Source organism: Kordiimonas sp. SCSIO 12603 (assembly GCF_024398035.1).
Taxonomy (GTDB): domain Bacteria; phylum Pseudomonadota; class Alphaproteobacteria; order Sphingomonadales; family Kordiimonadaceae; genus Kordiimonas.
In genome coordinates, this window is record NZ_CP073748.1 from 2,457,754 (window position 1) to 2,470,706 (window position 12,953).

The 12,953-nt window shown below is 45.5% G+C and carries 11 protein-coding genes; 2 read left to right on the forward strand and 9 right to left on the reverse strand.

Annotation, left to right across the window (positions count from 1 at the left end; translation table 11 throughout):
- Window position 1: 1 nt before the first annotated feature.
- From KFE96_RS11360 to tpiA, 8 genes are all read right to left on the reverse strand, one after another.
- Window positions 2–1,384: a pyruvate dehydrogenase complex E1 component subunit beta gene (locus tag KFE96_RS11360; protein ID WP_255832707.1), complete on the reverse strand. Its 1,383-nt coding sequence runs from the start codon at window positions 1,382–1,384 to the stop codon at window positions 2–4.
- Between the two features lie 13 nt (window positions 1,385–1,397).
- Window positions 1,398–2,429 (reverse strand): pyruvate dehydrogenase (acetyl-transferring) E1 component subunit alpha, encoded by a 1,032-nt coding sequence (pdhA, locus tag KFE96_RS11365; protein ID WP_255832708.1) that lies wholly within the window; start codon window positions 2,427–2,429, stop codon window positions 1,398–1,400.
- A 157-nt stretch (window positions 2,430–2,586) separates the two neighbouring features.
- Window positions 2,587–2,910: a septum formation initiator family protein gene (locus tag KFE96_RS11370; RefSeq protein WP_370650585.1), complete on the reverse strand. Its 324-nt coding sequence runs from the start codon at window positions 2,908–2,910 to the stop codon at window positions 2,587–2,589.
- A gap of 116 nt (window positions 2,911–3,026) precedes the next feature.
- On the reverse strand, window positions 3,027–4,301 hold the full coding sequence (eno, locus tag KFE96_RS11375) for a phosphopyruvate hydratase (protein ID WP_255832710.1): 1,275 nt from the start codon (window positions 4,299–4,301) through the stop codon (window positions 3,027–3,029).
- A 111-nt stretch (window positions 4,302–4,412) separates the two neighbouring features.
- The gene (locus KFE96_RS11380) at window positions 4,413–5,201 is read right to left on the reverse strand and encodes a hypothetical protein (RefSeq protein WP_255832711.1); all 789 of its coding nucleotides are present in this window, start codon (window positions 5,199–5,201) and stop codon (window positions 4,413–4,415) included.
- Between the two features lie 102 nt (window positions 5,202–5,303).
- Window positions 5,304–6,935 carry a CTP synthase gene (locus KFE96_RS11385; RefSeq protein WP_255832712.1) on the reverse strand — a complete coding sequence of 544 codons (1,632 nt, stop codon included), beginning with the start codon at window positions 6,933–6,935 and terminating at the stop codon, window positions 5,304–5,306.
- A 114-nt stretch (window positions 6,936–7,049) separates the two neighbouring features.
- On the reverse strand, window positions 7,050–7,373 hold the full coding sequence (gene secG / locus KFE96_RS11390) for a preprotein translocase subunit SecG (protein WP_247021451.1): 324 nt from the start codon (window positions 7,371–7,373) through the stop codon (window positions 7,050–7,052).
- Window positions 7,374–7,481: 108 nt separating this feature from the next.
- The gene (gene tpiA / locus KFE96_RS11395; protein ID WP_255832713.1) at window positions 7,482–8,237 is read right to left on the reverse strand and encodes a triose-phosphate isomerase; all 756 of its coding nucleotides are present in this window, start codon (window positions 8,235–8,237) and stop codon (window positions 7,482–7,484) included.
- A 218-nt stretch (window positions 8,238–8,455) separates the two neighbouring features.
- Between tpiA and KFE96_RS11400 the strand changes: the two genes are divergently transcribed.
- Together KFE96_RS11400 and trpE are read left to right on the forward strand one after the other, a co-directional pair.
- Window positions 8,456–10,384 carry a SurA N-terminal domain-containing protein gene (locus tag KFE96_RS11400; RefSeq protein WP_255832714.1) on the forward strand — a complete coding sequence of 643 codons (1,929 nt, stop codon included), beginning with the start codon at window positions 8,456–8,458 and terminating at the stop codon, window positions 10,382–10,384.
- 10 nt (window positions 10,385–10,394) lie between these two features.
- Window positions 10,395–11,885 carry an anthranilate synthase component I gene (gene trpE / locus KFE96_RS11405; protein WP_255832715.1) on the forward strand — a complete coding sequence of 497 codons (1,491 nt, stop codon included), beginning with the start codon at window positions 10,395–10,397 and terminating at the stop codon, window positions 11,883–11,885.
- A 9-nt stretch (window positions 11,886–11,894) separates the two neighbouring features.
- Here the strand turns inward: trpE and KFE96_RS11410 are convergent, their stop codons facing one another.
- On the reverse strand, window positions 11,895–12,938 hold the full coding sequence (locus tag KFE96_RS11410; protein WP_255832716.1) for a divergent polysaccharide deacetylase family protein: 1,044 nt from the start codon (window positions 12,936–12,938) through the stop codon (window positions 11,895–11,897).
- Window positions 12,939–12,953: the final 15 nt, after the last annotated feature.

The window sequence follows — 12,953 nt, forward strand, 5'->3', positions numbered from 1 at the left end:
TTTAGTCTGCGTAACAAACAGCTTTTGCTGCTTTTACAATATCGCCTGCGCTAACAACTGCTGCTTTTTCTAGGTTATTGGCGTATGGAAGCGGTACATCAACACTGTTCACGCGTGTAACAGGTGCATCCAGGTAATCGAATGCTTGTTCCATCAGTTGGGCTGAAACATCGCTTGCTACAGAACACTGTGGCCAACCTTCTTCTGCAACAACGCAGCGGTTTGTTTTCTTCACACTTTCAATCAGTGTATCAAGGTCAAGCGGGCGAATTGTGCGAAGATCAATCACTTCTGCGCTGATACCTTCTTCAGCGAGCATTTCAGCCGCCTTGATAGCTTCACCTACTGTAATTGAGTATGAAACGATTGTTACGTCTGTACCTTCAGTGAAAATACGAGCTTTACCAATTGGTGCTGTATAATCAGGTAGGTCTGGAACATCGAATGTTTCTCCGTACATCAGCTCATTCTCAAGGAATACAACTGGGTTCGGGTCTTGAATTGCCGCTTTTAGAAGCGCTTTGTTATCCCGAGCATCATACGGCGCTATAACTTTAAGACCAGGAACGTTTGCATACCAAGCCGCATAGTTCTGGCTGTGCTGAGCGCCTACACGAGATGCGGCACCGTTCGGACCACGGAATACGATAGGACATTCAACAACACCGCCAGACATGTAACGTGTTTTTGCCGCTGAGTTGATGATATGGTCAATCGCCTGCATTGCGAAGTTGAACGTCATAAACTCAATCACAGGCTTAAGGCCAGCGAACGCCGCGCCAGCGCCAAGGCCAGCAAAACCATGTTCTGTAATTGGTGTATCAATCACACGCTCAGGGCCGAATTCATCAAGAAGACCCTGAGTAACCTTATAGGCGCCCTGATATTCAGCAACCTCTTCACCCATAACGAATACGTCAGGGTCTTTGCGCATTTCTTCAGCCATAGCATCACGAAGGCTTTCGCGGACCGTCTGGCTGACCATTGCTGTACCTTCTGGAATTTCAGGATCGTCAGCTACTGCAACAGCAACCGGGCCAGCAGGTACTACGAATACTTCTTCCTGAATAGGTGCGATTTCAACGGCAGGTGCTGGCGCTGGAACAGCAGCGCCGCCCGCCGCAACACTGGCAACATCTTCATCTTCTTCAGCAAGCATCGCGATGAGTGTGCCAACAGCGACATCTTCAGCGCCCTCTTCAATGTAAATTTTCGCGACTGTACCTTCGTCAACCGCTTCAACTTCCATCGTTGCTTTATCTGTTTCGATTTCAGCGATTACATCGCCGCTTTCAATAGTATCGCCTTCTTTCACAAGCCATTTTGCAAGTGTGCCTTTCTCCATCGTTGGGGAAAGTGCAGGCATAGTAATTTCAATAGCCATTATTCAAAACCCCTTAAGCAAGCACATCAGTGTATAGTTCAGAAAGATCAGGCTCTGGGCATTCCTGAGCAAAAGCAGCAGCTTCAGCCACAACAGCTTTCACATCTTTATCAATGCCTTTAAGCGCTGCTTCGTCCATAATGCCCGCATCAAGGATCATGTTTTTGATCTGGTCGATAGCATCATGATCTGAGCGCATCTTCTGCACTTCTTCCTTAGAACGGTATTTCGCCGGATCAGACATCGAGTGACCGCGGTAACGATATGTCTTCATCTCAAGGATATAAGGGCCTTTGCCTTCGCGGCAGTGTTTTACAGCTTTGTCCATTGCAGCACGAACAGCCAGAACATTCATACCATCAACCTGTTCACCAGGAATACGGAAACTTTCACCGCGGCGGTAGAGCTCAATTTCAGAGCTTGAGCGATTTACGCTTGTACCCATCGCATATTGGTTGTTCTCAATGATATAAACAACAGGAAGGTTCCAGATTTGAGCCATGTTAAAGCTCTCGTATACCTGTCCTTGGTTTGCTGCACCATCGCCAAAATAAGCAACACCTACATTATCGGTTTTTTTGTATTTAGCCGCAAATGCGAGACCTGTGCCAAGAGAAACCTGTGCACCCACGATACCGTGACCACCGTAGAAACCATTCTCAGGATCAAACATATGCATTGAACCGCCCTTACCTTTAGAACAGCCACCTGAGCGTCCGGTAAGTTCAGCCATCACAGCTTTAGCGTCAGTACCTGCAACAAGCATATGGCCATGCTCGCGGTAACCAGTGATAACGCTATCGCCCTTTTTCAATGCTGTTTGAACGCCGACAACTACGGCTTCCTGACCAATATAGAGGTGACAGAAACCACCAATAAGACCCATACCGTACATTTGACCCGCTTTTTCTTCAAAGCGGCGGATCAACAACATATCTTTATAAAAATCAACTAGCTCATCATTGGTAGGTTTATAGAGAGCTGTTTTGCTGCTGCGGCGTTTTGGGGAGGCTGCAGCTTTTGTAGATGTCTTTTTTGTAGTCATTTAGACCTTCCTGAGAAAGGAAATAGGAGAATACCTATCGAACTTCACTTCGTCACAATAGATAACCCTCTAGAAGGTCTTTTGCAAGGGGGTATAAATAATTGAAATATATAGATTTTATTTAATTAACTTGTTTTTAGTTAATTAATGTATTCAATTATTCTAGAAACAGAATAACTTCATCCTGATGCGCAAAACCAAGACGCGCCCTCACCTGTTCTTCAAGAAGATCAGGATCAACCGTTTGACCGCCCATTTTCTCTGTACGCATTTCCAAAGCACTACGAACCGCTGCAATGTCTTGTGCTTGCTGCTTAAGTGCAAATTCTTGCTGCTCAAGCTCCTTTAGCGCAGACAAAGAGCTCTCCCCCTGAAACGCATGGATTGCGAAATAAGCAATCAGGAAAAACCACAAACCGGTTGCCCAAGCTTGGCTAATATTCTTTGATATGTGCGCGATCTTTTTCATAAAACGAATCATCTCATAAGCGACTCGGTCATGCAAGATAAAAATCAATAAAATCAAAGGTTTTTTGATAAAAAAATGCCACTAGATTCGCAAGTGATTCTAGTGGCATGCTTTTTAAGATTCTAAGCTTATTTTCTCAGGATAGATGTTCCTGCGTAAACAGCTGTATCACCAAGCTCTTCCTCAATACGAATAAGCTGATTGTATTTAGCGAGACGATCAGAACGGGCAAGTGAACCTGTTTTGATCTGGCCACAGTTAAGCGCTACAGCTAGATCAGCAATCGTTGCATCTTCTGTTTCGCCAGAGCGGTGAGACATCACAGATGTGTAGCGAGCGCGGTGCGCCATGTCTACAGCTTTCATTGTTTCGCTGAGCGTACCAATCTGGTTTACCTTAACGAGAATGGAGTTGCCCACGCCCTGCTCAATACCGTCAGCAAGACGCGCCGGATTTGTTACAAACAGATCATCACCAACAAGCTGGCATTTGTCACCAACCATATCAGTCAGGATTTTCCAACCTTCCCAATCATCTTCATCCATGCCGTCTTCGATGGAAATAATTGGATAACGCGCAACTAAGTCTGCCCAGTATTCAGCCATTTCCTGACTGGTAAGCGTCTTACCCTCACCTTTCAGGTTATAAGTACCATCCTTGTAGAATTCGCTCGATGCAGCATCAATTGCCAGATAAACGTCTTCACCCGCCTTGTAACCAGCGCTCTCAATAGCTTCCATAATGAATTTGATCGCATCTTCGGAACCAGCGAGGTTTGGAGCGAAACCACCTTCATCACCAACGGCCGTATTATGCCCAGCAGCGCTTAGCTTTGCCTTAAGCTCATGGAAAATTTCAGCACCGATACGGATAGCATCTGTACAGCTATCAGCGTTTACCGGCATGATCATGAATTCTTGAACATCGATAGGGTTATCAGCATGCTCACCACCGTTGATGATATTCATCATCGGTACAGGCATAACATGTGCGTTTGCGCCGCCGATATAGCGGTATAGCGGAACACCAAGGCTGTCCGCGCTCGCCTTTGCAATCGCAAGAGAAATACCGAGAATAGCATTCGCACCCAGGCGGCTCTTATTTTCGGTACCATCGATTTCCATCATGGCTTGGTCGATCATCAACTGATCTTCGCTATCCAGGCCAACAAGCGCTTCAAATAGTTCACCATTTACGGCTTCAACAGCTTTTTGAACACCTTTACCGCAGTAGCGGCCACCACCGTCACGCAATTCAACGGCTTCGTACGCGCCGGTAGACGCGCCAGATGGCACTGCAGCACGGCCAAAACCACCGTCTTCAAGAATAACATCAACTTCAACAGTTGGGTTGCCGCGACTATCTAGAATTTCGCGACCTACAATATCAATAATTGCGCTCATGGAGATTTCCTTAATGCTCAAAAGAGAAAAGGGGTAAACAGATGCGGGTTAAATACCCACATTCCGCCAAAATCGCAAGTATTGAGAAGAATGTAACGCAGATTTAACTGATTATAGCTGCCAGTGGTCCTCAAGCGCATAGAAAAGTGTGCGTAACCGTTCAAGCTGCATTGGTCCGACATTATCGGCTAACCCCTTTTGTGATAACTCTATTTGCGCTTTTAAAGCTGCAAGGTCGAGCCGCTTTTCATCTGTGTTCGGCTGAAACCGAAAACGAAGCTCTGCCTCACCTAGTAACGCATCAAGCCTAGGGGAAGACCAAATTACGAACTGTTGAGAGAATTTTCTGAGATCAAGCAGTGCATCATTCAAGCGGCGCCACTCCAGCCCCTGTCCGATTGTGTCCAATTCCTTAAGTCGCAAATAAAGCTGAGAATGTGCTACTTCTTTTCCTCGTTGAGCTGCCAAGGCCCTGGAGGCTGCAAAATACTCCGCGGCCTTTTCATAAACACCAGCGTCGCTTGACGCAGAAGCAGCCTCTGTTAATAGCTGAATACGAATAGATGGTTCGGTCGCCACTGGTTGGCTTTGAAGTGCAAATTGCCATGCAGCAACAGCCTTTTGAAGCTTTCCTGATGCATATAGGCTTCTGGCGCGCAATAAACTAAAACGTGCCATTAAAATATGATCTTCAGGGTAATATTTGCCGAATTCTCGCCAAGCACGTTCAATATCAGAAGATAGTTTTTTCAGGGTGACAGGGTTATTTTCACCTGAATGTTGTACAACTAATTCAGTTGCTACATTCAGTGCTTCAACGGATTTTTCTTCGTCTTTATCAGCAGTTACACTCCAACTAACGCAGACAGACAATAATATTGCACCAACTAATCTCAGCATTCTCTTACCCTCTATAGATATCACTATCATAAGAACTTTGGCTTTATGATGCAAAAAGGAGGCCTAAAAGCCCCCTTTTTAAAGAAATAGTTTTGCCTAAAATTAAACCAAGCGGCTCTGCTTTAATGCAGCCTCAATGAAGCTTGCAAACAGTGGGTGCGGATCAAATGGCTTTGACTTAAGTTCAGGGTGGAACTGCACGCCAATATACCAAGGATGATCCGGAAGCTCGATAATTTCAGGAAGCTCACCATCAGGTGACATGCCAGAGAATAAAACCCCAGCTTCTTCTAGCTGCTTAACATAGCCAATATTCACTTCATAGCGGTGACGGTGACGTTCCTCAATTTCAGTTTTGCCGTAGATCTCAGCTACTTTAGAACCTTCCTTCAGAACGGCAGGATAGGCACCAAGGCGCATTGTGCCGCCAAGATCTGTATCTTCGGTACGCTGTTCAACACTACCGTCTTCGCGGACCCACTCGGTGATCAAGCCTACTAGCGGATTAGCTTGTTCGCCAAATTCTGTCGAACCTGCATCTTTTACACCCGCCATATTGCGTGCTGCTTCAACAGTTGCCATCTGCATGCCCAGGCAAATACCAAAATAAGGCACATTGTGCTCGCGCGCGAATTTCGCAGCTGCGATCTTGCCCTCTGTTCCGCGCTTACCAAAACCGCCTGGCACAAGGATAGCGTTCACATTCTCAAGTTTTTCCATCGCATCTTCACTTTCGAAGATTTCAGATTCGAACCACTTGATATTTACTTTCGCGCGGTTTGCGATACCGCCATGGACAATAGCTTCGTTTAGTGATTTATAAGCATCCGGCAGGCCAGTATATTTACCAACAACAGCAACCGTTACCTCACCCTCAGGCTTTTTGATACGATCAACAATATCTTCCCAACGAGATAGATCTGGTTTTTCTGAATGCGCGAGGCCAAAAGCCTTCAACACTTCATTATCAAGACCCTCTTTATGGTAAGAAATCGGCACTTCATAGATTGTGCTTACGTCAAGCGCTGGGATTACCGCGGTTTCTGCTACGTTGCAGTAAAGTGACATCTTACGACGGTCGCTATCCGGGATCGGATGCTCAGAACGACAAACAAGAATATCTGGCTGAATACCAATGGAACGAAGATCTCGCACGCTGTGCTGTGTAGGTTTAGTTTTCAACTCACCCGCCGCAGCTAGGTAAGGCACAAGTGTTAGGTGTGTGAAAATTGAACGGCCACGACCAAGTTCAATAGATAGCTGGCGAATAGCTTCCATAAATGGAGCTGCTTCAATATCACCCGCTGTACCGCCAATTTCACAAAGCATGAAATCGATACCGTCCTGCTCTGCAAGGGCAAAATCCTTAATGGCATCTGTTACATGCGGGATAACCTGTACTGTACCTCCCAGATAATCACCACGACGCTCTTTTTGAATGATCTGCGAATAGATACGGCCAGATGTCACATTATCGCTCTGGCGTGAGGCAACACCAGTGAAACGCTCATAGTGACCAAGATCAAGATCAGTCTCTGCACCATCATCAGTTACAAATACTTCACCATGCTGGTATGGGCTCATTGTTCCTGGATCAACATTCAAATAAGGATCAAGCTTACGCAAACGAACGGAATAACCACGCGCCTGTAACAGCGCACCCAAAGATGCAGAAAGCAAACCTTTTCCAAGTGAACTTACCACACCACCAGTAATGAAAATATAGCGTGTCATATCGCCTCTCTTAAACAACACTTTATGTCCGCCAAGCACTGGCAGACAGATGAATTACGCTTCTACAAAAAGAGAAACGGGGGCTCTTGGCCCCCGCTTTAAAGTCTCTTTGTCTTACCCACCGTTTGGAACGGTAGGTATTTCAGGGAGTTGGTCAGCTGGTTTTTCAACCGGCTGCTCTTCAGCCGCTTCCACCACCGCATCAGCTTCACTTTGCTTATTAGCTGCATACCAGCCAAGAAGTAATGAATTTGCTAAAAATACTATTGCCAACCATTTTGTTGTTTTAGTCAACAGGTCGCCCGCGCCACGCGCAGTCATCATACCACCTTGACCGCCGCCAATACCAAGTGCGCCACCTTCAGAACGCTGAAGAAGAATTGTAACTACCAGCGCAAGTGCAACAATCAAATGGATGCTCAGCAAAACTGTTTGCATTAACCTGTCCTAAAACATTTAAACTGACTTAAAGCAGGATACATAATATCCAACCTGTTTCAAAGCGGGGTTTCTAAACCAAAGCAACCCCGCTTGCCAAGTATTATTTTACGATCTGTACGCGTCAATAATACCGTTGAAGTCAGAAGCCTTTAAACTAGCGCCTCCCACAAGGGCACCATTTACATTATCCGCCGCCATTAACTCGTCAGCATTTGAAGGCTTAACTGAACCGCCATATAAAATACGGAACTCTTTGCCAGCTTCACCGAATCGCTCAACAAGAGCGCCGCGGATTGCTGTATGAATTTCAGCTACGTCAGCAACTGTAGGCGTTTTACCAGTACCGATGGCCCAAACCGGCTCATAGGCAATCACTGTATTTGTTGGTGTGGCACTATCTGGCACAGAAACCAGAAGCTGCCCAAGAACCACTGTTTCGGTTTGCCCCGCGTCGCGTTCTTCTTCCGTTTCACCAACACATACAATAGCCGAAAGGCCTTCTCCATGAATAGCTGCTGCTTTCGCATTAACCGTATCACTAGTTTCTTCGTGATCTGCACGACGCTCAGAGTGGCCAACAATAATATATTCAGCACCAATGTCCTTCAACATTTCAGCAGAGATATCACCTGTATGAGCACCAGACTTATTGAAATGGCAATCCTGAGCACCAATCTTCACACTTCCTCCAGCTTTTACAGCCATAGCCGCTACAAGCGTAAATGGAGGACAAATCAATAGCTCACAAGAGGCTTCTGCCTGTTCTTTTACAAAAGTTTCCAGCGCTTCAAGCTCTGCTAAGCTGGAAGAAAGCCCGTTCATCTTCCAGTTTCCGGCGACCAGTGGTGTAGGTGTAGTCATTGGGGTCTCTCTTAATATATTTATTGGTTATTATGATTTTCTGCTGCTTAACAAATATATTCTCATTTCACCAGCCCTAGCACACTTAAAATTCAACTGTTTTTGTTATTCTCATTAAGAGAGTTGCGGCTTTTGATAAGCATGCTTATGATGCGCGCCCTATGTGGCATACACATAGTGTATAAATTATATTGATGTTATCGACAGGAGCTGGGCAAATGCTGCTCAAATTTCGTGGTGGGTTGGATTCCATTGTTATTAAAATTCTTCTTGGTCTTTTGATCGCTGCCTTCGCTATCTGGGGTATCGGCCCAAGTATGTTGAACGTTGGAAACCAAAATGTAGCAACTGTTGGTGAAACAGATGTTTCCGCTCAACGTCTATTCAACGAAGTTCAAAATCGTGCACAAACGATGCAGCAACAGTTTGGTGGACAATTTAGCTCTAATGAAATCATCACTATGATGCGTCTTGATGATCAGGTCTTGCAGCAACTTATTGCTCAAGCTGCTGTTACCCAGCACATGAAAGATCTGGGCATGCGCGCAACAAATGAACAGGTAGCCAAAGAGCTTCTGGCGATTGATGCCTTTACCCTTCCTGATGGTAGTTTTAACCGTGACCTAATGGATCAAGCGCTCCGTCAAGCTGGCGTAACTGAGCAAGAACTGCTTAATGATATTCGTGATGGCATTTCTCGTGGTTATCTGCTCAATAGTCTAACTGATGAAAAAATGGCGACTTCAAATGCTGCCAAGGCACTATACACTTGGCGCGCAGAACGCCGTAAAGCTACGATGATTAACTTCAATGCTGAAGATATCACTGACTTTTCAGCGCCGACAGATGAAGAGCTTCAGCAATATTATGAAGATAATAAAGCAGGATATATGACACCGGAGCGCCGCTCTTATCGTTATATCCTTGCAACACCAAATACATTTGCTGACCGTGTAGAAGTTGATGATGAGGCTCTTCAACAAGATTATAATGCCCGCATTAATGAATTCGTGCAGCCTGAGAAGCGCAAACTTCAACAGGTAACTTTTAGTGATAAAGCAGCAGCTGATGCATTTCTCGCTGTTGTAAACGCAGGTACAGACTTTGTTGAGGCTGGAGCCTCTGTTACAGAGTTTACTGCCGAAGAAATTAACCTTGGTGAATTTACCAAAGAAGACCTTGCTTCATTCTATAACCCAACAACCGCAGAAGAAGTATTCACTTTGTCAGACCAAGGCGTAAGCCGCCCTCTTCAGGGCATTGGTGGCTATAGCATTTATAAAGTTTCAGAAGTTGTTCCTGCTAACTCCCGTTCTTTTGAAGACGTAAAAGCAGAACTCGCTGAGACTTACCAAAAAGAACGTGCGATTGATTTGATGTATGATTTCCAGAAAGATCTGGATATCGAACTGGACGAAGAACCAAACCTTGATGCCCTCGCAGAAAAATTTGGCCTTAACTTGGCTCAAGTAACAAACATTGACGCTCGTGGTTTGGGAGAAAACGGCTTGGCAGCTGTAACAACCGCTGAAGAATATGCTGTTCTTTCAGACATTACCAAACGCGAACTTGGCGATGAGCCAGAAATCATGGATATTGATCCACGTGATAGTGACAAAGGTATTTTCCTTGCTGAACTAACTGAGATAAAAGCTCCTGAGCAGCGCTCGTTTGAAGATATGAAAGCTGAAATCAACACAACAATGATTGCGGCTCGTAAACTGGAAAAGGCTGGTGAACTAGCAGAACAGGCGAAAGCCCGCCTTGAACAAGGTGATGATGCGATCAAGGTTGCTGAAGAGCTTAACGGTATTTCTTTTGACGCTAAGAATGTAGCTCGTACCGCTGACGCTAATTCTAATCTCTCACAAAATATCCGTACGCTAATCTTTGACCTACCAAAGGGTCAGATTGATTTTGAACGCTCTGCGGGTAACGCAGGCTATGTTGTGGTTCGCGTTGATGAAGTGCGTCCAGGAAACCCTGAGGAACGCCCTACACAAGTAGCAGCTATTGTTACTGAGCTGAACGCTGCGATGACAAATGAGATTTTTGCACAGTATCAAGCTTATCTTCTCAACGAATATAAACCAACTGTGAACAATCAACTGAAACAACAGCTGTTCAACGACCAACCAATTCAGTAAATATTCAGGCATGTCTGATTTTAAAAAACGATACAATGATGGCCAGCCACAAGTAGTGTTCAACACTCTTGTGGCTGATCTCGATACACCGGTTTCTGCTTATATTAAGCTTTCCCAAAATGAAAAACACAGCTTCCTTCTTGAATCCGTAGAGGGCGGCGAAACACGTGGCCGTTATTCTATTATCGGCCTTAAACCCGATCTTATCTGGCGAAACGATGGCTCAGATACTGAGGTTTGTAGAAATGCAGACGAACCGGGTGAAAACACGTTTGAATCAATGCAAGGGCACCCCCTTCAATGCCTACGTGAAATTTTGGCAGAAAGCCTTATTGACCTACCACATCCCCTGCCCCCAATGGCCGCTGGCCTCGTTGGCCATATGGGATATGACATGGTACGCCAGATGGAAGATATCGGCACCGCCAAACCCGATCCACTTGGTATGTCTACCTCAATCTTTGTTCGCCCAACGGTTATGGCGGTGTTTGATAGTGTTACAAACCTTGTAACGTTAGTAACACCAGTACGCCCTAAAAATGGTATTTCCGCGGATGAAGCATTGGCACAAGCGGAAGCACGTATTGATGCAATGTTGGACCGCCTTGATGCACCACTTCCTCTCATGGCAAATGGTGCTGACATTTCGGAACAAGATGCTGTTTCTAATACCAGCCGAGATCAATTCCATGAAATGGTAACGAAGGCTCAGGAATATATTCTAGCAGGTGATATTTTTCAGGTAGTTCTCAGCCAGCGTTTTACCATGCCATTTGAACTGCCTCCATTTGCACTATACCGTGCGCTTCGCCGAACAAATCCATCACCATTTATGTATCATCTGGCTTTTGATGATTTTGCGATTGTTGGCTCAAGCCCAGAAATCCTCGTGCGACTACGGGATGAGGACGTAACCATTCGGCCAATTGCAGGCACACGAAAACGTGGTCTGACACCGGAAGAAGATGAAGCACTAGCCGCGGACCTGTTAGCAGATCAGAAAGAACTTTCAGAGCATTTGATGCTTCTTGATTTAGGCCGGAATGACGTTGGCCGCGTTTCTAAGCCAGGTTCAGTAGAGGTAACTGCCCGCAACACTATCGAACTCTATTCTCACGTTATGCATATTGTTTCCAATGTGGTGGGTGTACTTGATCCAAAATATGATGCAATTGATGCCCTATCTGCCGGCTTCCCAGCCGGTACGGTTTCAGGTGCTCCAAAAGTACGTGCAATGGAAATCATTGACGAGCTTGAAGTTGATGCTCGAGGCCCGTACGCCGGTAGCGTTGGTTACTTTAGCGCCAATGGCATGATGGACACATGTATTGTTCTCAGAACGGCAGTTGTAAAGGACGGCAAAATGCATGTGCAAGCAGGCGCTGGTGTTGTAGCAGACAGTGATCCTGAATCTGAATATCAAGAATGCCATAATAAAGCGCGTGCACTGGTAGTAGCTGCAAAAGAAGCTATCAGGTTTGCTCGCTCCAATCGCGGCTAAAAATAAACACTAATTAAATTTTGTAGAGGTGTCCGCTAGATGCGCGACACCTTCTTTTTCAGCTATCAACTGGCTGACTGGCACCAGCGCAATTCCTCGCTGATCCATATCTGCCGTCCACCGTTTTAATACAGTCATGGTTTCAGGATACGGGTGACCAATAACCACAGCATATCCTCTATGTTTAGCGATACGTTCAGCTCTCAGCGCCTGTTCCCAGATTAACTGTTCATCTCTATCGTTATCCAGAAAAATATCACGGGCAATCGTAGGTACGCCACTCGCTTTTGCAGCTCTTTCTGCTACTGTTTTTGGTGATGTGAGGCTGTCCAAAAACACCCAACCACCATTTTGCAGATGTGCCATAACCCGAACCATAAGAGCCGGGTCTTCAGTAAGCTTACTACCCATATGGTTATTCACCCCCACAAACCCTTCGAATTGATGCAAATTCCAATCTATTCGACGTTCAAATTCCTGTAATACCAAACCATCAATCAAGGCGTTTGGGCCCGGATCTGCGGCTGCATTATGAGGCTGCATAGGTAAGTGCACCATAAGCTCATGCCCTGCGTTTTTAACCGCTTCCGTTTGCCATTTTAACCCTTCTGCGTACGGCAAATAAGCAAGGGTCAGTGGGCCTTTAAGTTCAGCAAGTTTTATGCTGGCTTCTTCATCTAGACCCAAATCATCAATAACAATGGCAATTTTGGGTAAATTGGTTTCTGTCCAAACTGCTGCATTCTGCTGCCAAGCAGATTTTGAGGACACCTCTCGCGTCTCCGGCAAGCTTGGTTCGGATTTAACCTCAGGTAATGAAGGAACTGTAATTTGAATGGAGCTGCTGGCTTGCTCGGTAATTGATTGAGTAGGTTCCTCTTCAATTTCAATGGCCTCTTGCCCATTTTGAAGAATATCAACCATCGCATAAACAATAGCGAGCACCACACAGGCATAAAAAAAACCAGCAATCATGCCAAGTTTTCTGCGTTTTTCTGTATCCGTGAAAACAGAAGTAATTTTGGCTATATATGAAAAACTCTCTAACTTCACGGAAACTCACTTCTT